The organism is Klebsiella sp. GN_Kp190 (assembly GCF_040061795.1).
GTDB classification, from domain to species: Bacteria; Pseudomonadota; Gammaproteobacteria; order Enterobacterales; family Enterobacteriaceae; genus Klebsiella; species Klebsiella michiganensis.
The window spans coordinates 19,659-37,589 of the sequence record NZ_JBEAFN010000031.1 but is presented as its reverse complement, the minus strand read 5'-3'; the positions used below and the strand labels follow the sequence as shown (position 1 = coordinate 37,589).

The 17,931-nt window shown below is 54.9% G+C and carries 23 protein-coding genes; 3 read left to right on the top strand and 20 right to left on the bottom strand.

Going from position 1 to position 17,931, the window contains the following annotated elements; all coding sequences use genetic code 11:
* The first annotated feature begins 7 nt into the window (after positions 1-7).
* Positions 8-523 (top strand): ATP-binding protein, encoded by a 516-nt coding sequence (locus ABLU67_RS19550; RefSeq protein ID WP_348852478.1) that lies wholly within the window; start codon positions 8-10, stop codon positions 521-523.
* 33 nt (positions 524-556) lie between these two features.
* On the opposite strand, the gene ABLU67_RS19545 is transcribed toward ABLU67_RS19550, so the two are convergent.
* From ABLU67_RS19545 to ABLU67_RS19500, 10 genes are all read right to left on the bottom strand, one after another.
* Positions 557-928 (bottom strand): ASCH domain-containing protein, encoded by a 372-nt coding sequence (locus ABLU67_RS19545; protein WP_045330626.1) that lies wholly within the window; start codon positions 926-928, stop codon positions 557-559.
* The gene (locus ABLU67_RS19540) at positions 906-1,487 is read right to left on the bottom strand and encodes a hypothetical protein (RefSeq protein ID WP_181938734.1); all 582 of its coding nucleotides are present in this window, start codon (positions 1,485-1,487) and stop codon (positions 906-908) included. The genes ABLU67_RS19545 and ABLU67_RS19540 overlap by 23 nt, the downstream gene beginning before the upstream one ends.
* A 2-nt stretch (positions 1,488-1,489) precedes the next feature.
* Positions 1,490-1,960, bottom strand: a complete 471-nt coding sequence (locus tag ABLU67_RS19535; protein WP_045330624.1) for a hypothetical protein — start codon at positions 1,958-1,960, stop codon at positions 1,490-1,492.
* A 236-nt stretch (positions 1,961-2,196) separates the two neighbouring features.
* Positions 2,197-2,829, bottom strand: a complete 633-nt coding sequence (locus ABLU67_RS19530; RefSeq protein ID WP_348852477.1) for a DUF4400 domain-containing protein — start codon at positions 2,827-2,829, stop codon at positions 2,197-2,199.
* Positions 2,826-4,844 (bottom strand): type IV conjugative transfer system coupling protein TraD, encoded by a 2,019-nt coding sequence (gene traD, locus ABLU67_RS19525; RefSeq protein ID WP_348852476.1) that lies wholly within the window; start codon positions 4,842-4,844, stop codon positions 2,826-2,828. The genes ABLU67_RS19530 and traD overlap by 4 nt, the downstream gene beginning before the upstream one ends.
* A complete protein-coding gene (locus ABLU67_RS19520; RefSeq protein ID WP_064151391.1) occupies positions 4,841-5,359 on the bottom strand; it encodes a transglycosylase SLT domain-containing protein in 519 nt (172 codons plus the stop codon). Before ABLU67_RS19520 ends, traD begins: the two co-directional genes overlap by 4 nt.
* Complete coding sequence (locus ABLU67_RS19515) at positions 5,338-6,012, bottom strand: TIGR03759 family integrating conjugative element protein (RefSeq protein WP_348852475.1); 675 nt, start codon at positions 6,010-6,012, stop codon at positions 5,338-5,340. The genes ABLU67_RS19520 and ABLU67_RS19515 overlap by 22 nt, the downstream gene beginning before the upstream one ends.
* A 3-nt stretch (positions 6,013-6,015) precedes the next feature.
* The gene (locus ABLU67_RS19510; protein ID WP_348852474.1) at positions 6,016-6,675 is read right to left on the bottom strand and encodes a pilus assembly protein PilL; all 660 of its coding nucleotides are present in this window, start codon (positions 6,673-6,675) and stop codon (positions 6,016-6,018) included.
* 111 nt (positions 6,676-6,786) lie between these two features.
* Complete coding sequence (locus tag ABLU67_RS19505) at positions 6,787-7,170, bottom strand: hypothetical protein (RefSeq protein WP_009654405.1); 384 nt, start codon at positions 7,168-7,170, stop codon at positions 6,787-6,789.
* 70 nt (positions 7,171-7,240) lie between these two features.
* Positions 7,241-7,684: an STY4534 family ICE replication protein gene (locus tag ABLU67_RS19500; protein WP_348852473.1), complete on the bottom strand. Its 444-nt coding sequence runs from the start codon at positions 7,682-7,684 to the stop codon at positions 7,241-7,243.
* Between the two features lie 386 nt (positions 7,685-8,070).
* Between ABLU67_RS19500 and ABLU67_RS19495 the strand changes: the two genes are divergently transcribed.
* A complete protein-coding gene (locus tag ABLU67_RS19495; RefSeq protein WP_023182588.1) occupies positions 8,071-8,541 on the top strand; it encodes an Hsp20 family protein in 471 nt (156 codons plus the stop codon).
* Positions 8,542-8,588: 47 nt separating this feature from the next.
* On the opposite strand, the gene ABLU67_RS19490 is transcribed toward ABLU67_RS19495, so the two are convergent.
* From ABLU67_RS19490 to ABLU67_RS19455, 8 genes are all read right to left on the bottom strand, one after another.
* Positions 8,589-10,415, bottom strand: coding sequence for a DNA topoisomerase III (locus ABLU67_RS19490; RefSeq protein WP_348852472.1), 1,827 nt, complete (start codon positions 10,413-10,415; stop codon positions 8,589-8,591).
* Between the two features lie 191 nt (positions 10,416-10,606).
* Entirely contained in the window at positions 10,607-11,032 is a 426-nt protein-coding gene (locus tag ABLU67_RS19485) for a DUF3158 family protein (RefSeq protein WP_348852508.1), read from the bottom strand.
* Complete coding sequence (locus ABLU67_RS19480; RefSeq protein WP_348852471.1) at positions 11,022-11,633, bottom strand: PFL_4669 family integrating conjugative element protein; 612 nt, start codon at positions 11,631-11,633, stop codon at positions 11,022-11,024. Before ABLU67_RS19480 ends, ABLU67_RS19485 begins: the two co-directional genes overlap by 11 nt.
* 159 nt (positions 11,634-11,792) lie before the next feature.
* On the bottom strand, positions 11,793-12,665 hold the full coding sequence (locus ABLU67_RS19475; protein ID WP_348852470.1) for an STY4528 family pathogenicity island replication protein: 873 nt from the start codon (positions 12,663-12,665) through the stop codon (positions 11,793-11,795).
* Complete coding sequence (locus ABLU67_RS19470; protein WP_348852469.1) at positions 12,655-13,212, bottom strand: DUF2857 domain-containing protein; 558 nt, start codon at positions 13,210-13,212, stop codon at positions 12,655-12,657. Before ABLU67_RS19470 ends, ABLU67_RS19475 begins: the two co-directional genes overlap by 11 nt.
* Positions 13,196-14,470: a ParB family protein gene (locus tag ABLU67_RS19465; RefSeq protein ID WP_348852468.1), complete on the bottom strand. Its 1,275-nt coding sequence runs from the start codon at positions 14,468-14,470 to the stop codon at positions 13,196-13,198. The genes ABLU67_RS19470 and ABLU67_RS19465 overlap by 17 nt, the downstream gene beginning before the upstream one ends.
* A 16-nt stretch (positions 14,471-14,486) precedes the next feature.
* Positions 14,487-14,681, bottom strand: a complete 195-nt coding sequence (locus ABLU67_RS19460; protein ID WP_001561320.1) for an AlpA family transcriptional regulator — start codon at positions 14,679-14,681, stop codon at positions 14,487-14,489.
* A 138-nt stretch (positions 14,682-14,819) separates the two neighbouring features.
* Positions 14,820-15,710, bottom strand: a complete 891-nt coding sequence (locus ABLU67_RS19455; protein ID WP_121529947.1) for a hypothetical protein — start codon at positions 15,708-15,710, stop codon at positions 14,820-14,822.
* 160 nt (positions 15,711-15,870) lie between these two features.
* On the opposite strand from ABLU67_RS19455, the gene ABLU67_RS19450 reads away from it, so the two are divergent.
* Positions 15,871-16,650: an HNH endonuclease gene (locus ABLU67_RS19450; RefSeq protein WP_348852467.1), complete on the top strand. Its 780-nt coding sequence runs from the start codon at positions 15,871-15,873 to the stop codon at positions 16,648-16,650.
* Between the two features lie 281 nt (positions 16,651-16,931).
* Here ABLU67_RS19450 and ABLU67_RS19445 read toward each other — a convergent pair whose 3' ends face one another.
* The gene (locus tag ABLU67_RS19445) at positions 16,932-17,660 is read right to left on the bottom strand and encodes a Fic family protein (protein ID WP_095124260.1); all 729 of its coding nucleotides are present in this window, start codon (positions 17,658-17,660) and stop codon (positions 16,932-16,934) included.
* Positions 17,657-17,920, bottom strand: coding sequence for a hypothetical protein (locus ABLU67_RS19440; protein WP_348852466.1), 264 nt, complete (start codon positions 17,918-17,920; stop codon positions 17,657-17,659). The genes ABLU67_RS19445 and ABLU67_RS19440 overlap by 4 nt, the downstream gene beginning before the upstream one ends.
* Between the last annotated feature and the right edge of the window lie 11 nt (positions 17,921-17,931).

Below are 17,931 nucleotides of genomic sequence, written 5' to 3'. Positions count from 1 at the left end.
TGAATTAATGATAATTTTTATTGCAGGTGCCCATGCTGTGGGTAAAAGTACCTTATGCAATGCATATATTGCAGATAATGACTGTATTCATAGAAGTGCAAGCCAGTTAATATCTGAGGGGAAAATTCAGAATTGGGGGATGGACAAAAAAACGGAGTCGCCCATCGATAATCAAATTGTCCTGTTACAGCAATTAGAAAAAATTAGAACTTTGGGCGCTGACTTGCTACTTGATGGTCATTTTGTTCTAATTAACAGTAAAGGTGAATATATCGAGTTATCAGAGGATGTGTTTGCAGAAATGAAACTTGATGGAGTGGTTTTGATAGAATGTGAGGACTCAAAGATCGAAGAGCGATTTAAGTTAAGGGGGGCGGAACTTAATTATTCTCCTGAAAAACTACGCTCTTTTGAAAACATGAATGCTCAAAAAATTTGCTCATCATTAAAAATACCTTTATCGATTTTAAAGGAGCCTAGTATTGGTGAATTTAAGGCCGTGATTGAAACGTTCAAAAAATAGAAATAAAGCAGGTGCTAAGCACCTGCTCTTAATCTAAATGTATCTAAATGATTGTGGAGGTACTGCGCCAGGAAGCAATTCTGAAAGATGTAACGGTTTTTCGTAACGCTTTGGATCTTTAACTGCTATAGCAAATGCCTTATTTTTTTCAGCGAAATACTCATCAAAGAAACAGCGTGTTATGCCAGCATATTTTTTAGTGACTTTCCACAAATCTGAAGGTTCAGACGATAAAATTTCTGCAATATCAAATTCACCGATTACCTTTCCAACTGGCATTGTCGCGTAAATGACAACAGTCTTAACATCTTTATTTTTAAAGATGGTTTTTCTGAATTCGAACCGCTTCTCTCCTTCAAGAATAGATTCAGCAAACTCAGGTTTAATTGACAATAAGACTTTCATTTACTCCTCCAGCTTGAAGTATTGCTCTTAAATGAGCATCACTTAAACGCATAAAACCCCAATAATCTTCATCCGTATAACCGGTGATAGCCATCAAATCTCTTCGAATGATACGTCTTTTTAGCGGAAAATTATAGGAGAATTTAATAATGTGAGGATAATTTTTCCTGGCATAAAGATTTGCTAGCTCATCATCGGTGAAAACACTGAGTGGACCACAATAGTTTTTGAAATCTTGTAGTGATGGAAATTCACGGATATTACGGTACTCTTCCACAACACACACTGATGTCGCGACAGAACGAAATGCCGCAGGTCCTTGATTATCTGTAGTTCTGTAAATTAATATATTGTCACCGGCACGAAGCCCATCGATACCTCTCATTGAAGTCAAATATACCTTATGTATACTATTTGAATGAGAAACATCCTTAATTAAGGAGTTATCTTCATTATTTAATATTGACTCAGGGAAAAGCCGTGTATGCCATATTGGATAGATGCTCAATAAGAAATTTCGATTATTCATTCGGATTAATGGATAATTGATAAATGACATAGCTAGTCTCTCCATACAAAGTCTTTAAAGTAAACACCCTCTTGCCCGTTGGCCGTTTGAGCATTTTTCCTTGCACATAATCTGAAGCCGTAACGAGTTAAAAGACTAATTAATCCTTGGTGCTTATCAAATATCGTTACATAAATCTCATCCACGTCATGCGTCAAAGCAAAATCAAATATTTTACGTACAAAACGTTCACCAAGCTTTGTTCCGTGGGCAACAATTTTAAATGTACCACATTTAACTCTATTACGAAGTGGGTAGGACGGGGTTGTATCGTTGATCGCCTCATTTTCAAGTTTCAGATATAAAAAACCATCTATCATATTTTGATCATTATAAGAGACATAAGCCTCTGCAGTTCCTTTGCTCTCGAACCATCCTTCAAAACCGGGATAATCTTGCTTCAAGGAATCGAAAAACGGGTCCTGAAGGTTAACTTCCTGAAATCTTTCATATTTAAGTGTCATGCAGTTCATCCCTTCGCTGTGTGGAACATTAAAAGTACGACAAAGATGTGGGGATGTAAACGATGATACAAGCCTGTTAGCTATGTATTCTTTGGTACAAAGCGGTTTGGCAGGTTAGTTCAGAATCAAGTTAATTTATATGATGGTTTTACTTATGATGAAAAGAGCACTTTTTATGTAAATAATTAATTCGTGTAGTTGCTGTTCAATAATTGGGGTTAATAAAATCGAGTTGTTTAAAACCAGCGTTTGAAGCTGTTCACTGCCATCCATACCGTTATCCCAAACCATAAGGCGGTAGGTAATAAAATCAGCATTGCGGGCAGAAACAGCGGCTGTGCCAGATAAAAGACCCACAGCGTGGTGGTGACGGAACTGCCGGACCTGATGACGTAACGGTGGAGAAAAACGGATTCCAGCCCGGAGCCAAAGCGCCTTATATCTCGCCGCACCAGACCTTCTGTTAACCCGATTAAAACACACAGGCAGAGCAGAGGAAGTATGGCGACGAGCCATACCAGGCGCTGCATAAAACTCACCAGCGTATAGGCCAGGGTGGTGAACGGTTTCTGCAGGAACCTGTTAGCCAAAAGCCCGTGAGTTGTCCCGTTCTCCAGCAACATCACCATTTCATTCCTCAGCGTATGCGGCTGCAACGCAATAACCAGTTCAGCCTGCTCCTGCTTCATCACCATAAAAACATGTCTGCTCCCTTCCTGAGGCCACCAGAAATACAGCCCCGCCAGTTCCAGCATTACCCGCAGCACCAGCGCACCAATAACCAGCCCGATGAGCCGCCCGGTCAGCGACAGCAGCCAGCCGACCGGCCCCTGTGCCGGGCGTGACGGAGGAGGTCGTTGCTCACTCATTCCGGCAGCCCCTGCTGGCGTGCTTGCATCCAGTTCGCCAGTTGCGTGACGGACTCCGGTAGTGGGCTGTGCTTATCCGCTACGGGCAGCGGCAGACGGATTTTCCACAGCTGCCCGCCTTCGAGCAGGGCAAAAGCATGGCCTTTGGGAAGCTGGATCAGCGCGGCGGTATCGAGCAGTGGCATATTACTGGTGGTTACCTGCTCGCGAGTATTGCTGGTAAAGCTGTTGATGCCGCCAGGCGTGTCGGTGACGCCGGAGCTAACCTGGCGGCTGCGCACTTCCACCTGCGGCAGCTGCTTTGTCAGCAGTTCGGCGGTGGCGGTTTCGCGCACCCGCAGCATAATCAGGTTGTTGAAGTTACCCACCACCTGGCCTGCCTTGGGCGCGCTGCCGATGCGGGCCTGAATATCACTCAGCGTCTGGGTGTAGGCGGTGACCTGAATGCCCGCGCCGCCGCCTTTGTTGACCAGTGGAGTAAATTCGTCGCCCATCAGTTCGTTAAACTCATCGCAGTGCAGGCTGATGGGCGGAGGTTTTTCACTGCTGGTGGGTAATCCTTCGTTGAGGCCAAATTTGTAGAGATGCCCGGCGACGCTCACCAGATCGGCAAACATCGAGTTACCGACAGCGGCAGCGACCACTGCATCTGAGAGCGCGTCCAGCCCGACATACACCACCGCTTTCTGGCGGATCGCCTGCTGCCAGTCAAGGATCGGACGCGTGTCGTCCAGATCGTGGTAGTCCGGGGCGAGCAGGGCGGCGAGCGTACCGGTGGTCAGCTTTTCCAGCAGCGGCAGCAGCGAAGCGACAATCTTGTCGAAGTAGGTTTTGTCATAGCGCACCGCCGAGAGCAGACCGTCGAGGATCGGATCGTAGAATTTCTCCGCGTTGAGGTACTGTTCCAGCGCCACTACGTGAGGATCGCGTCCCAGCATATGGCGCGGCGTGTTTTTGTCGTTAACGCGCTCCGCCAGTTGCGCCACCACTTCCCACGCCCGAGCGTTGTGGCGCGGCAGCACGATGCGGGCATAGTCGATAAACAGGGCGTCGATATTGACCACGTGGCGGGAAATTAACTGATAGTCGGGGCGCTGTCCGAGCGCCACCAGGGCGCGGGCGATGATGTTGACAAAGCGCCAGGCGAACTCGCGGAAGGCTGCCGAGTTACCTTCGCCGGAAAGCTGTCCGGTGAGGCGCGATGCCACTTCCGAGATGCGGCCAAAGCGCCCGATGGCGTTATAGCGGGCGGAGATCTCCGGATATGCCAGATGGAACAGGATAAAGCGGTCGCCGCGTCCGGCGCGCTGCGCCTCTGTCCACAGACGCTTCAGCAGGTCGGCATCGCCCTTCGGATCGAAAACGATTACCACCTCACCGCGGCGGATGTCCTGAGTGGCAAGCAGTTCCGCCAGCCGGGTTTTGCCGACGCGGGTGGTGCCAAGCACCAGCGTGTGGCCGGGGCGTTCGCTGAGCGGTAGGGTGACGTCGTACTCTTTCAGTTCTACTCCATGCAGCCACGGATTGCCGCCGACGGGCGGCAGCGGGCGCACCGGGTTCAGCCAGCGATCGGCGCTGAGCAGGCGGGCAAGGCCGGGCAGAGTATGTTCGCTGCGTTTTTCGATGTGTCTTGCCAGACGGTAACACCATCCCGGGCGCAGCCAGCGTGCGGCTTCCGGTTGCAGGCAATCGTACAGACGCTGGGTGTGGATGGGCTGCCAGCGGAAGCCTTTACCGAGAAACAGCCTCTGGCGGCTAACCGGGACTTTCCGGCTAGTGAGCGCGTAACGCGGCAGGCGCAGGAGGTTACGGTGGTAGCGCACGATGTGCCAGCCCTGCCAACCACGTCGCAGGGCCAGCAGCAACAGGGCGCATGCAAGCAGGTGGGCCTGCCACGGTGTCAGCATCAGCAGCGGGGCCTGCGTCAGGCATATTAATGCACCACAGCCAGCGGTGACGGTGCTGTAAAACTCCACGGGCGGGCGAAGCAGCGCTTCCAGCGCGTAACGGCTCATGGCGGAGCGGCCTGTTGCAGGTGGCGGCTGACCAGCTTGCGGTAGCGTGCAGCGGGCGCGCCGCCTGCAGGGCGGTGATAGCGGGCTGCGGCATTGAGCCAGCTTCCGGGGCGTTCATCGTAGCGCTTACGCAGCAGTTGCGCGGTGAGCGACAGGTTCTGCAGGGGATGCAGGGCGTCGCAGGGAGAGTCAAAATACGCCCGGTGCCAGCCGATATTGATCTGCCCGAGCCCCACGTCAATGCGCTTCGGGCTGGTACGGCGGATGGCGGCCAGCAGCGCCTGACAGGCCTGCTCCCGGCTGGCGTAGCGGTAGCCGGTACCTTTGATATTGAGCGTCCACGGCCATGGGAGATGCCTGCCGCTCAGGTTCGCCCCGCTTTCGGTTTGTGTGACGGCCCACAGCAGTTCCGGCGGCACGCGGTAATTTTTTGCGGCGCGCAAGTACGCTTCCGGCAGCGGCTGTGCCAGCGCCAGGCAGGGCAGCAGCAGGATCAGGGCAGGACCTCGCGCCATTGTTCCCCCTTACGTTCCAGCGCCACCGGGATTTTGCTTTGGCTCAGCATCAGCCATCGGCCCGCATCATGGTTAAGCGTGATGCTGTGTTCACTCACCAGCTTTGTGTCGATGCCGTGCGCCATCGCCCAGCGGCGCACCCGGTTATCATCACCTTCGCTGTTGACCAGCCAGATATCCAGCGGACGCTGTTGCGCCAGTAGGGTACGCAGCAGACTGTCGCAGGGCGGACAGTCATCCTGGACGAACAACGAAACGCGGGAAGTGTTGGCAGAGGTGGTTTTCAGCGGTGTCAGGCCCGGATAGAGGCGTTGCCAGGCCGCGTCATAGGCGCGCTGAAAGGCGAGTTCTTTCTCCAGCCGTTGGTACTCCTGGCTGACCAGCAGTTCGGCGAAGTGCTGGCGTTCGTGGTCAGTGTCGGCTTCGACGCCCAGCGTGGTCAGTGGATCGAGCCCCGGCGACCAGACGCCGCGTGCCTGCTGTTTCAGCGTGAGGTAGCGCTGCCACTCCTCCGGCGTGATACCCCAGACGGTGGCCTGCTGTTGCGTGGTCAGCGGTCTGAGAGCAGAGCCCGCGTTCTGGCTGGTTTGCACCTGAAGCGGTTGCGCTAGCACGCTGGCGGTGAACAGTAACAGGAGAATCAGGCGTTTCATCGCTTACTCCGGTACTTTCAGCGTCAGCTGATGCTTGCCGTGGCGGAATACCGACCGACGCTCATCAAACCGTTCCAGCTGCCAGCCTTGCCACTGTTCCTCCCTGCGCAGCCACACCACCTGATGGAGGTAAACAGCCTCCGGCGGCACGATCACCACCAGGCGGATATCTCCGCGCTGTAAGGTCCCGGCGAGAAAAAACGGGGCCGTTAACGGCCCCAAAGGGCGGATGGACACGGGATGACGGTAAGCCACCGTTGGCGGGAGAGAATGGTCGCTGGTGAAACAGATTTCACGGCGGTTTTCGTCGGTGGTCATCCGCCACGCCGGGCCCGCCAGCAGTTGCAGGGCGCTCTTCAGGCGCAGCGGGCCGGTGTTGTACTGGCTCAGCGGTAATGGGAGCCCATAAAGCTGCGCCCGGTGCGCATCGGCGAGACACAAAGACCAGCCGCTGTCGCGCAGCAGGTATTGCAACGCTTCCCCTACCGTCGGGTGAAAACCGGGCGGCACGGACAGGGCGGTAAGCTGTTCGAGTGGCGGCTGTTGCGGTGATGTGCTGACCAGCAGATAGCGGTCGTAGCGGACGACTTCTGGCGTGGCTGGGGAGGCGGTGGCCACGCCGATGAAAATGAACAGGAGCAGGGTTATTAATAGTCGTTTCATCGCATCCTCCACAGTGCTTTGACAGGAGCGTGCCGGATGAGAGGGTTGGGGAATACCGACAACTGTTTGCGGCGTCAAAAAATAGCGCCCGGTTAAGGGCGCGAAATCGATTCAGTAAGGGAATCTTTCACCCATCAGCCCCAGCGTGGCGGCGATGGGGATGCCTTGCTCAGAAAAATGAACGCGTAACGTTAGCCTGACGGTTTGCTGCTGCGTGCTGCCGTTGGTTTTCTGCGACAGCACCGAGCGGTAATCGATACGAATGGTGCGCTGCGGCGGTTGGTGGGCGATAAAGGCCACTATCACCGCCATTTCAACACCTTTCAGCAAGTCCCTGATGGCGTTGTCATTCCGGTCTTCAAGACAGTGCTTGTGGGCCGAAAGGGTAATGGCCAGATCCAGCGGTAAGCCAGCGTCCAGCGCCTTGTCATCAAGGTTAATCAGTTTGCCCTGGTTAAGGGCTTCTTCGCGTGAATTCAATGCGGTATTCATCATGCGTCTCTCCGGTAAAAGGCCAGGGAAACGCCCCGGCGGGGAATTTCCCCGGCAGGGTGAATGCTGTGCGTCAGAACTGCGCTACAGGCTCTGCTGGCGGTGCGGCTGGCGCTGGCTGGGATTCAGCTTCGCGCTCTGCCCGGTAAACCTCTTCACCGTCAATTTTGATGAGCCCGATGTGCAGCAGATGGGCTTTCAGGCTGACACCGGTTTCGCCTTTACGGTCGCCTTTGCTGTAGACAAAGGTGTCGGCATACAGATCGCCGAGGCGGAACTGGATCAGCACCTTGCGTTTCTGCTCGCAGGCGTCGATACAGCGGCGCACCAGTTTCTGCGCTTCCTTGCCGCTGACGCGGCAGTCGAACCAGGTGTGCTCCGCGTTGCTGGCTTCGCCCCGTAGTGCGGCAATGTCGCAACACAGGAACGGTTCGCCTTTTTTCGGGGTCACTTCCCGGATCCGGTTGAGGTAGCCCAGACCGCTGGTGTACAGGTTGAAGTAGTAGGTATCGTTCATGGTGGTATCTCCGTGTTGAAAGGTGCGGAGGCCCCATGCGCGGGGATGCCCCGCTTCGGGTTTGGCTCATGGGCTGCAAGGCCTCTGAGTTACTGGCAGTACGGGCATTCCGCGCTGTGCGCCTCCGCTTTTCAGGAATGCATGGCGGACTTTGTGATAACGGCATTACAGCAACAGCTTTCGGGGTGAGAGGACAGCGAGATTTGTTACCGGTGGCTGAATAATTTCCGTGACAGGCCGGGAGGAGGATATGTGATTTTCATCACAAAATTTCGCTTCGGTGAGTTGAAAAGTAGCCCAGTAACCTTACATAGAAAGCGGGTAAGGAACACCTGCCCATAAGACATGAACTTTTTGAATATTCTTTTTTACTGTTCAGGAGGTACATGATGACTCTCAGAACTTTTCCTGTATTACACGATCTCTCCGATTCTCTGTTTGCGGACCGTTTTAACCGCATCGATCGCCTCTTTAGCCAGCTAACCGGCAGTACGCCGTTGCCCTCCACGCCTTCTTACAATATCCGGCGGCTGGGCGATAACCGCTATGAACTGACGCTCAGCGTGCCGGGCTGGAAAGAGAGCGAACTGGAAATTGAAACCGTCGGCGGTCAGCTGAACATTAGCGGTAAACGTGAAGAGGAGAAAACCGAAAACGGCGAAGAAGGATGGATCCATCGGGGTATCAGCCGCAGCGACTTCCGGGCCAGCTATAGTCTGCCGGAGCATGTGAAAGTGACCGGCGCTTCGCTGGAAAACGGCTTACTGGCAATTGAATTACACCAGGATATCCCGGAAGAAGAGAAACCGCAGCGCATCGCCATCAACAACAACCCGGCGATTGAACATAAGCCGTAATCGTTGACTGACGTTGTTTTCACGCCCGGCAAACGCTGGGCGTTTTGCTAACCTGATGAGGCACTTTTCTGACCTCTGACTATTTGAGCCGTGAGCGCTGTAACGGCCTCTTGCTGCTGCACCAGGAACGCCTCCAGCCCCATTTTCCCCGTCGCGATGTCATCCAGCATCTGCTCCCATAGCGCAGTAGTGCCCGGATCTTTCAGCGTTTCCGGCAGGGCGTTAATCAGTGTGCTGGCGGTATCCGTTGCCAGCAGAAAGCGACGCTGCTTAATCAGATAACCGCGCTTAAGGAGCGTCTGGATAATCCCGGCACGGGTGGCTTCAGTGCCAATACCGGCGTTCTCTTTCAGCCGCTGCTTCAGGTGCTCATCGCTGACAAAGCGGGCGGCGTTTTTCATCGCTGCAATCAGCGTTCCTTCGGTGTAGTGCTCCGGTGGCTGGGTCTGGCGGGCGCGAACGTCCACCTGTTCCACCTCGCAGGTTTGTCCCTGTTGCAGAGCGGGAAGTGCCTGCGTTTCTTCCGGCGATTGGGTTGCCATCTCGCGTAAAAACAGTTGTCGCCAGCCGCTGACAATCACCACTGAGCCACGGGCAACCAGCGTTTCCCCGGCGCAGTTCAGGCGCAACTCTGTTTTATCCACCTCATGGTCCGGTAGAAACTGCGCCAGAAAATGGCTGCGTACCAGGCCGTAGACCTTGCGCTCGCTGTCATTCATCTGCGTCAGATCTACCGTTTTACGGGTCGGGATAATACCGTGGTGGGCGGTGATTTTACTGTCGTCCCACAGCCGGGAGCGTTGCTGTAGATTTAGCTGCGTGGCGAGGGGCTGAAGTGAGGTGTCGCTGGCAACGAGCGCGGCCAGCACCTGCGGCGCTTCAGCGTGCATGGAGAGCGGCAGCCAGCCACAGTCGGTGCGCGGGTAGGTGGTGGCCTTATGGGTTTCATACAGGCGCTGGGCGATATCCAGTACCTCCTGTGCGCCCATGCCCCACTGTTTTGAGCAGGCCTGCTGCAGGGCGCTGAGGGTGAAGGCCAGTGGTGGCGGCGTTTTCTCCCGCCGGGTTGTCACGTCCATTACCAGCGCGGTTCCGGTTTGTTGCAGGCGCGCAGTGGCCTCGCGGGCGGCGGATTCACGGATACAGCGGCCTTCGTCGTCGCAGTACGCTTTATCCGGTTGCCACTGCGCCAGAAACGAAGCTCCCTCTGCATGCAGTCGGGCGTCCACCCGCCACCAGGGGCGGGGCGTGAAACGGGTGATCTCCCGGTCGCGTTCCACCACCAGACGCAGGGTCGGTGTCTGCACCCGACCCACGGAGAGCACGCCTTTGTGCCGCCGGTTCATCAGCGTGCAGGCGCGGGTCATGTTGATGCCGACCAGCCAGTCGGCGCGGGCGCGCGCCAGTCCAGCCTGGTACAGCGGAAACGTACTGTCACCGGGTCGCATCGCAGCAAGCGCCTTGTGGATACTGGCGTCATCCAGCGCCGACAGCCACAGCCGCTGGACCGGACCGCGCCAGCGGCATTGTTCCAGAATTTCGCGGGCGATGGTTTCGCCTTCGCGGTCGGCGTCGGTGGCAATCACCACTGCATCCGCCTGTTTCAGCAGCTTTTCGATGATACGGAACTGCTTGCGCACCTCCGGGCGGATCACCAGCCGCCATGCCGGGGGAATAAACGGCAGATGCTCTGCCCGCCAGTGTTTCAGCGCCGGATCGTAATCCTCCGGCGCGGCCATGCTCAGCAGATGGCCGAAGCACCAGGTGATGGTCACGGTGGCGTTATGCAGGTAGCCGTCGCTGCGGTTACGAGCGTCAAGAACACGGGCGATATCGCGCGCCTGAGAGGGTTTTTCGCACAGGTAAAGTTGCATGGGCTGTCTCCGGTGAAAGGGAGTTCAGCTTGGTGTGCCGGAGGGGTAAGGCGACAGGGGAAACTGGAGGGAGAAGGTAAAAATTGCACCTTAAAACGCGCATTAAGCGGATAGTGCATGTTTTAAGGTGCATGAGGTGAGTTTAAAATTTTCGCTAAAGTGACACTCAGGATTTAACTTTGCGCAAAATTTTAAACCTGCGTGGTTAACGGCTGTATCCGCCGCAGCATAAACATCACCACCGAAAGCTGCGTATTCAGCACCTGCCGCCGCCATTCGAGCGCCATCAGCGCGTCGCGCAGTTCATCGCTTACGTCAGGCTGTTGAATGGCCTCCTGCAACGCCACGCCTCCCGAACGGTTGTTGTCCAGATTACGCCAGCGCAGATAGCTGACGCCGGAGCGCGCCGGGTTGCTGCACAGGATCAGCGGTACGTTACGCCCCGGCAATTCATACACCGCCTGTTTCAGCATCGGCTGGCGTAGTTGCAACTGTATGCGCAGCGTCTGTAATTCCCGCACCAGCGCTCGCAGCTCTCCCTTACCCTTAAAGGCCTTTAAAAGGCCCTTTAGCGAGCTTTTGCGGGCGGCGCTTTCTTCGTCGTCGTCATTGTTCATCACGCAGGATCTCCGCAAGCATCTTTTTGGGCAAATTCCCGAGCTTATGCGCCATCGACTGCGCCAGCGGACTGTTCGCCCTCACGTCGGCGCGGGTCACGCCAGTGGTGCGAAAGCGGTTCACGAAGCTGAACACCTGGAGCATTAGCCGTGGGATGGTGGCAATGAAATCGCGCTTCTCCGCCTGGGTGATAAGGCCGAGGTGCCAGGCAAGCAGGGTGCGGCGGACCAGCAGATCGTAATCAATCAACTGTTGCAGCAGGCGCGAACCGGGTGGCGAGAACAGCGCCAGCGGCAGGATGAATTCGGTCGGGGACGGGTTACTGACCTGCGTGGTGTGGATAGCGCCCGGCAGGCTGGCGAAGGCTTGGTCCAGCCGACGATTTTTTTGCTTCAGCAGGTGCGCGATCAGATTCAGGCGGATGCGCAGTTGCTTCAGCCAGTGGGCGGCCCACGGATCGTCAGCCTCTTCGGCGCGCAGCAGACGCCTGAGTAACGCCAGACAGAGCAGCATGCCAGTGGGATGCGCCTGCCACAGCCGGGCGGCGACGCGGGTGTGCAGGGTGATGCGGATATCACTGATCAGGGTTGTGCCAGGCATCGGAAATTCTCCACGAGTTCAGATGCCTGCAGTGTCGGTCCGCGCAATGAGTCAGGCGACGGGAAACCCATCTGGTCCGCAGAAAGTTAATATCGCCGATGAATGAGGTTTGATTGATAGCTGGTACACAGGCTTTATGCGGCGCGCATAAAATCGGGGCTATCTGCGCCTGCGCCGAAGCTGATTGAACTCGCCCCGCCTGGCCTTCTCCAGTGTTGCCAGCAGATAAGCGAGGGGGCGGTGGATATCGTGGGCGGCGATCCGCCACAGACAGTCGTCCAGCACCTGTTGGCAGAGGGAGAGATCCAGATTGCGCATCGCGCGTTCGGCGGCGCGGCGCTCGCTGGCGCTGAAGGGATTATCCACAGGCCAGTGCAGCAGTTGCGTACGCTTTTGATGTTTATTGTTTAAATCTGTACCAGTATGTACGCAATGCGGCTCCGGCTGCCCGCCAGCCCCCGCCACATCACTGAGTCTTAATTGAAGACTAGGGCATTTTTTATTGAGTCCTCGATTAAGACCAGGGGCGGTCTTCAATGGAGACTCAGTGCAGGTTCGTCCACTATCCACAGGTTGTTGCAGGGTGAGCAGCAGTCCGATGGCGATGTTGCGGATACGCCGGTTGCGGTGGCGGGAACAGGCCGTAAGCAGCGCCAGATATTCGCTGTCCATCCGGCAGGCATCGGCATGAGTCAGTGGCGCATCATGCAGGGCGTAGAGGTTGCCGGTGATCCTGCCGCTTTGCTCGTCGCGCAGTCGCTGGCACAGGCTCAGCCAGCGGGTGATCCGCAACATCATCAGCGCATTGCTGACGGTACTGCGCGAGGCCTTCTCGTCTTCAGGCTGGTCAGAAAGCCAGCCCTGCAGGTCGTTGTAGGAGGGAAAGACGCCGCTGCCGTCGTCGCGGGCGTGCAGGCGCAGCAGTTGCCACGTGAACTTGTCGCGCGGGGAGAGGTTGCGCGCCAGCAGCAGGCGCTTCGGCACGCTCTGCTGTGGGTTGCCAAGAAACAGCAGCCTGTCGTCACTCTTCATACAGCAGCTTCTCCTGAGTCCACTGGCGCAGCAGGTTCCAGATAACCGTCAGCGACAGGTCGTGTTCGCGGGCCATCGCCATCATGGCGGTCAGCGCTTCGGGTGAGTCGAGCTTTTTCACGCCGGTTTTCTGCCACTCGTTCCACACTAGCGTCTCCACCTGCTCATCCGGAGCATTGTTGCGCCCTTGTCGGACAAACAGGCCAATCAGCCGTCGCCGGGCGCAGACCTCCGGCGTGGAAAGGCCAAAGTAGTGGTTGATGAACTCGATGGACGCGCCCAGCGACAGGGCTTCCTCCAGACGCTGCTGGAACAGCCGCTCCTGCTCCATCCTCGCCAGCATCCGGCCCAGCATCTCGTGGTCAATGTGGGTGGTGATGAATTGCACCGCGCTGTTGCTGAGAAACAGGATGTCATCGGCGGTGAGCCGCGTCAGCTCGCACAGCTCCTGCGGGCTGAAGCCGAGCGATTCGCAGTAGCGGATCTGTCCCTCCTTCAGCGCCTGGACGATATGAGTGAGCACCGCCTGGTTAACTGAGGGCGTCATGGCGAACCTCCCGCAGCCGCCGCTGGCGGCACAGGTTGATAAGCTGCATCAGTTGCTGGATCTGAGCGTTGTCGTAGTCCGGCGACAACAGCAATTCGAGGGCGGGCATCGGCGTTCTGGTGTCGCCATTCAGGGCTGCCAGCACCTGATAGCAGCGCTGCGCCGCCGGATGGGGAAATTCGTCGCAGGGTGCGAGGGTGAAACCCGCCGGAGCGCTGTCGTCCGGCTGGATACAGGCGTCCAGTCCCCAGCAGGCACACAGCGACCGTGCCGTATGCACCAGCGGTGAGGGCCTTGGCTTGGCGGGTTCAGTCGGTAGCTCAGGCTCTGGTAGTGGTGCTTTTTCCACTTCCGATGGTGGCGGCCAGAGGACCTTTTCGACCGGGGGCCCCAGCAGAGCCTGCCGCTTGCTCTGTCCATCGGTCAGTTCCGCCAGCAACGTATTCCAGCTCATGCCGCTGCGACAGCTCATCTCGCCGAGCAGTTCGTCCTGCACCAGTTGCGGTACCACGCCTTCCGGCTCGCCATTGAAGGTGGCAAGGGCGGTGCTGAACAGGTCGGCAAATTCCGGCTGGCGTTCCATCGGCATCAGCTTTACCCAGACCTGTTCCGCCGCGCTGCGTAGTGACAGCAGGCGATCGATAACCTTTCGGGTAAGGCCGCCGTATAGCGCGTTAGGGATGCAGGGCAGCAGGCAGTCGACGGTCTGTAGCATCCGGCTGATTTGTGACTGGCTGACGGGATAGCCGTCGCGGGTGAGTTGCTCCGCCAGCGCCAGTTGCGTCGGGCATTCAATACCTGCCTCGAGGTAAAGATCGCGCAGGTGCAGGATCCCTTCCGCGCGTTCGATAAACATCAATCCGTTATGCAGGTCGCTTTCCGCCAGATGGCCGATCAGGCACTGGACTTCGCCTTGCTGCGGTGACAGCGTTTCCGGCCATGGTCTGAATGGCCAGCAGACGCGGTGGTAACGTTCATCCTGCGTCTCCTGCCACAGTTCATTGAGGATCGCGAGGCGCGTATTCCCGCCGCTGGCGAGCATATATTTTTCATCACCGGGGCGACGGGTCAACACCGGCGGGTTATCCAGCCCGCGGGCAAGAATTGACGCTTTCAGCACGTCATAGCCGGGGTTGCGGGTGACGCGGGGATTGAGGGAGAACGGCTGGATTTGCTCCAGACCGACCTGGACCATCTCCTGTTCTCCGGTAGTGCTGGCACCGTGAAGCCAGCGGTTGAGCAGGTGTGAAGCGCACATAATCTTCCTCCGGCATTCAGACATCGCGGGTAAGCCGGATGCGCTGGTGGATCCAGGCATCCACCTCGCTTTCCAGCCAGGCGACGTGGCGGCTGTTGAGTCGAATGGACGGTGGAAACTGTTGCAGCTGTATTTGTCGATAAATCCACGATTTACCGAAGCCGATTTTGTCTTCCACCTGGCGTAAGCGTAAAAATCTGTCGCTATTCATAACCATTCCTCCTGTGTCCAGAGTCGTTCACATCAGCACGATGGGCGTGGTTATCAAAGCAGCAGCGTCCCTGCCAGGCAGTAAAAATCCTTATCTGGGTTAGTGAGAGTTGTTAGTTGAAAGGGTTAGTTGATCGCGTTACGGCGGTGCGCCGCGCTGGAGTGCGGTTTTCAACGTTTCGGGGCTCAGCGGCAGGTGCATACCTTCCTCGCGCGCCCAGCATTCGAAAATGTTCAGCAGTTTGTAGGGATGCTCCAGCATTTCATCGTCTAATTGCGGGTTGTGCTTGCATGCCAGCCACAGTAAACGGGAAAGCGCGGAGGTGATCCGCTCCTTTGATTCCGGCTGATGACGGGTCAGGAAGTCCTCGAGATGGGGGCGGCGAATAACAAATAATGCGTCAGGAGGCAATGTGTCCTGCAAGTAGCAGACTGGCAGATTGAGCCGGGATTTAAGGTCATTGCGACCGTTGCCATACAGCTGGCCAATCAGCAGATGTAGCTCTTCCTGAAGGTTGTTTTGCGTGGCGAGCAGTTCCAGTAGAAGCTCCCGCAACGATTTGCGGCAACAGAGTTGGTAGTAGCTGTCGTTTTCATCGCAGACCACGATGCCAATCTGGTTGCAGCAATGGGTATCATTGGGGCAAGGGCGATTCAACGTTTTCGCCAGTTGCTGATGGAGCAGCAGGCGCTCAAGGCCGATTAACGGCAAATTCCACAGATGGCTGGTGGTCAGTTGTAGAGTCGGGTCGCGTCTGCATGGCGGCGAGTTGGCCATCACTTTGCGGTTGCCGGGTTTGTTGCATTGCGAAGGTGGAAAGGGTGGCTTGCTGAATCGGCAGGCAAAGTGGCAAGGAGGATTGAGTGGTCTCAGAAGTACGGGCGAGGGGAAGTAGACCGAGAGAGGCAGATCGCCGTGCAGGGCATGGCGGATCAGATCGGCAGGCAGCAATGTGATGTTGTGCTGCCGGATGACTTCTGCGGCCTCATCTAGCGTCAGCCACTCCTGGCGGATTTTGTGTGGGGGCATGGGGCGTTCCTTTTTGTGTTGTGGGTTGCGTGTAGTGCTTGTTGATGGTGAAAACCGGTGTGAGATGTTTTTGCTAAAACAACTAACCTGATCAGTTTAGTTAACGATCTTTTCAGACATAATCTGGTGATGAATTACGCTGGAAAAACAGGATGTAACATTGAATAGTTCGGAAGACGATTTGCTTGAAGTAGCATGGTATTTGTCGAAGTACGGTAAATCTCAACCACCTGTGGGACTGGGTGTTCTGAAATGGAAAGAGGCTTATGATTTGTTTTATCCCCGTTTCGGGGCGGGCAAAACCGCCAGCGAGTTTCGCAATAGTCTGAAAAATAGTCGTGACCGTTTTGATTCCTGGCTTAGTGATGTGCGTGTCGGCTGGCTTGACGAGCAGGGCGCTCCTGCTGCGCTTTCTCATTCAGCGCAGCGTGTGCATCAGCGATTGAGTCGGCTTTCAGACAGTGCGATTGAGCAGCGCGTTCTTTCGTTAATATCTTCTAATGGAGAGGAACAGGCACAACGTGATTGCCTTGCTATCCAGCAGGATAAAAGTATTGAAGATACTATACGCGAGCAGTTGATTGCGGCACGACTGGGGCAGGGTACCTTTCGGAAAAATTGTCTCATGCTCTATCCGGCATGCCCTGTTACGGGAACGACGTTTGCGCCGTTACTCCGTGCCAGCCATATAAAACCGTGGGCTGCCTGCGAGAATGGGAATGAACGTCTTGATCCTTATAATGGAATTATACTGGCCGCACATATTGATATTTTATTCGATCAGGGGTGGATTTCGTTTGAAAACGATGGACGTTTATTAATTAGTGCTGAACTGGATATTAGCGTTAAAGAGCAGTATTTGTTGCCAGAGAAAATAAAGGCGTTTTCTGTTGAATCGTATTGTTATCTGGAGTGGCATCGGGATAATTGTTTAAGGTAGTAGGTTGTTTTTTTACTGCCAGGGCTATTGAGTCCGATAGGACTCATGTTTTTTGAGAGTGTTGAAGAAATGTCTGCGCAGACATTTCTTCTTGTGAAGCTCGTTATCTATTGAGATAAAACCATTGCCTTACGATTGACAACCTGCGTTCAGGGATTTCTTCATGGTGAATTGATCTATTATGTGGGTTATATGAATGTTGTGACTGGTTGAAATAGTGCTAATATTACAGCGATAATGCATCAAAAGTGACAGAATATTGGCACTTTATAGCAGTTGACTCATTCTGAACGGTAAGTCATATAAATCTTTTGTACTTCGGGGTCATCCAGGCTTTCATAAGAGATGTTCTCTTTATCTAAACCATCTAGCCCCTTAATCCCGCCAATAATAGCTGGCCAGGCATCCCGGTTTGTAATGTTCACTACGAATGGTTCCAGGTAACGATCAAGGTGCTTTTTAGATGGTTCTCCGATTTCGTCGCTGAGTGCCTTCAAATAGTCATTCTTGCTTGTCTGTGACCAGTCAATGGCAAAACCGGCTCGAAAGGCGAGTTCCATAAACACAAGCAAAATAGTACGCCCATTACCATCGAGGAAAGGATGTGCAAAGGCTAATAACCCCATGACTTCTCCAGGCCTTTCCCGGAAACGTTGCTTGTTATTGGCCAAATAAAGGGCGTATTCGACAGCCATACGGATGGAGTCAGGTCGCTCGAAGACCGTGTGACGGGGGTTATCCTGAGAACCTTTGAAAACGGCAAGATGGGGAACGAGTTCGTTACGGTCTTTTCCTGCCCAGGGATAAAAATCGGAGAAAAGGATCTCATGGACTTTAAGTACAGCCTGGTAATCTATAATTTCTGTTTGAGCTAAGTAGTTGAATGCGATTTCAATACTTGCTTCAAAAGCAAGATGTTCTGCCCGTTTGACCTCTTCAGGCTCCTTGAGCTGAAGGGCATTTTGAAGATAGCCTGCAGTATCGAAATCGCCAAATGGATCAAAACTCATGCAGTGGCTTTTTTATGACAGTGCTTTTGTTCGCGGAAGTAACGTCCCTGAAGCTGTAAAATTTCAGCTTTACTGAGTACACCTTTCTTTTTAAGGTTTACCAGTAATTGCTCAACGTTATCCAGCTCGACAGAGTCATCGGCAAGTGCGGTAATGGTCACAGCAACGCGGCTCATGCCATCACGGTTAGCTGTAACATTGTTATCTTTTGCCAGCTGTTGAACATAACTAGCGACACTAACGATAGTTTTATGGGTCATGTGGCCATCCT

Excerpts from the sequence above, each read along its gene's own strand:
- ABLU67_RS19550 (WP_348852478.1), top strand. The coding sequence starts at position 8 with ATGATAATTTTTATTGCAGGTGCCCATGCTGTGGGTAAAAGTACCTTA.
- ABLU67_RS19545 (WP_045330626.1), bottom strand. The coding sequence starts at position 928 with ATGAAAGTCTTATTGTCAATTAAACCTGAGTTTGCTGAATCTATTCTT.
- ABLU67_RS19540 (WP_181938734.1), bottom strand. The coding sequence starts at position 1,487 with ATGTCATTTATCAATTATCCATTAATCCGAATGAATAATCGAAATTTC.
- ABLU67_RS19535 (WP_045330624.1), bottom strand. The coding sequence starts at position 1,960 with ATGACACTTAAATATGAAAGATTTCAGGAAGTTAACCTTCAGGACCCG.
- ABLU67_RS19530 (WP_348852477.1), bottom strand. The coding sequence starts at position 2,829 with ATGAGTGAGCAACGACCTCCTCCGTCACGCCCGGCACAGGGGCCGGTC.
- traD (WP_348852476.1), bottom strand. The coding sequence starts at position 4,844 with ATGAGCCGTTACGCGCTGGAAGCGCTGCTTCGCCCGCCCGTGGAGTTT.
- ABLU67_RS19520 (WP_064151391.1), bottom strand. The coding sequence starts at position 5,359 with ATGGCGCGAGGTCCTGCCCTGATCCTGCTGCTGCCCTGCCTGGCGCTG.
- ABLU67_RS19515 (WP_348852475.1), bottom strand. The coding sequence starts at position 6,012 with ATGAAACGCCTGATTCTCCTGTTACTGTTCACCGCCAGCGTGCTAGCG.
- ABLU67_RS19510 (WP_348852474.1), bottom strand. The coding sequence starts at position 6,675 with ATGAAACGACTATTAATAACCCTGCTCCTGTTCATTTTCATCGGCGTG.
- ABLU67_RS19505 (WP_009654405.1), bottom strand. The coding sequence starts at position 7,170 with ATGATGAATACCGCATTGAATTCACGCGAAGAAGCCCTTAACCAGGGC.
- ABLU67_RS19500 (WP_348852473.1), bottom strand. The coding sequence starts at position 7,684 with ATGAACGATACCTACTACTTCAACCTGTACACCAGCGGTCTGGGCTAC.
- ABLU67_RS19495 (WP_023182588.1), top strand. The coding sequence starts at position 8,071 with ATGATGACTCTCAGAACTTTTCCTGTATTACACGATCTCTCCGATTCT.
- ABLU67_RS19490 (WP_348852472.1), bottom strand. The coding sequence starts at position 10,415 with ATGCAACTTTACCTGTGCGAAAAACCCTCTCAGGCGCGCGATATCGCC.
- ABLU67_RS19485 (WP_348852508.1), bottom strand. The coding sequence starts at position 11,032 with ATGAACAATGACGACGACGAAGAAAGCGCCGCCCGCAAAAGCTCGCTA.
- ABLU67_RS19480 (WP_348852471.1), bottom strand. The coding sequence starts at position 11,633 with ATGCCTGGCACAACCCTGATCAGTGATATCCGCATCACCCTGCACACC.
- ABLU67_RS19475 (WP_348852470.1), bottom strand. The coding sequence starts at position 12,665 with ATGAAGAGTGACGACAGGCTGCTGTTTCTTGGCAACCCACAGCAGAGC.
- ABLU67_RS19470 (WP_348852469.1), bottom strand. The coding sequence starts at position 13,212 with ATGACGCCCTCAGTTAACCAGGCGGTGCTCACTCATATCGTCCAGGCG.
- ABLU67_RS19465 (WP_348852468.1), bottom strand. The coding sequence starts at position 14,470 with ATGTGCGCTTCACACCTGCTCAACCGCTGGCTTCACGGTGCCAGCACT.
- ABLU67_RS19460 (WP_001561320.1), bottom strand. The coding sequence starts at position 14,681 with ATGAATAGCGACAGATTTTTACGCTTACGCCAGGTGGAAGACAAAATC.
- ABLU67_RS19455 (WP_121529947.1), bottom strand. The coding sequence starts at position 15,710 with ATGCCCCCACACAAAATCCGCCAGGAGTGGCTGACGCTAGATGAGGCC.
- ABLU67_RS19445 (WP_095124260.1), bottom strand. The coding sequence starts at position 17,660 with ATGAGTTTTGATCCATTTGGCGATTTCGATACTGCAGGCTATCTTCAA.
- ABLU67_RS19440 (WP_348852466.1), bottom strand. The coding sequence starts at position 17,920 with ATGACCCATAAAACTATCGTTAGTGTCGCTAGTTATGTTCAACAGCTG.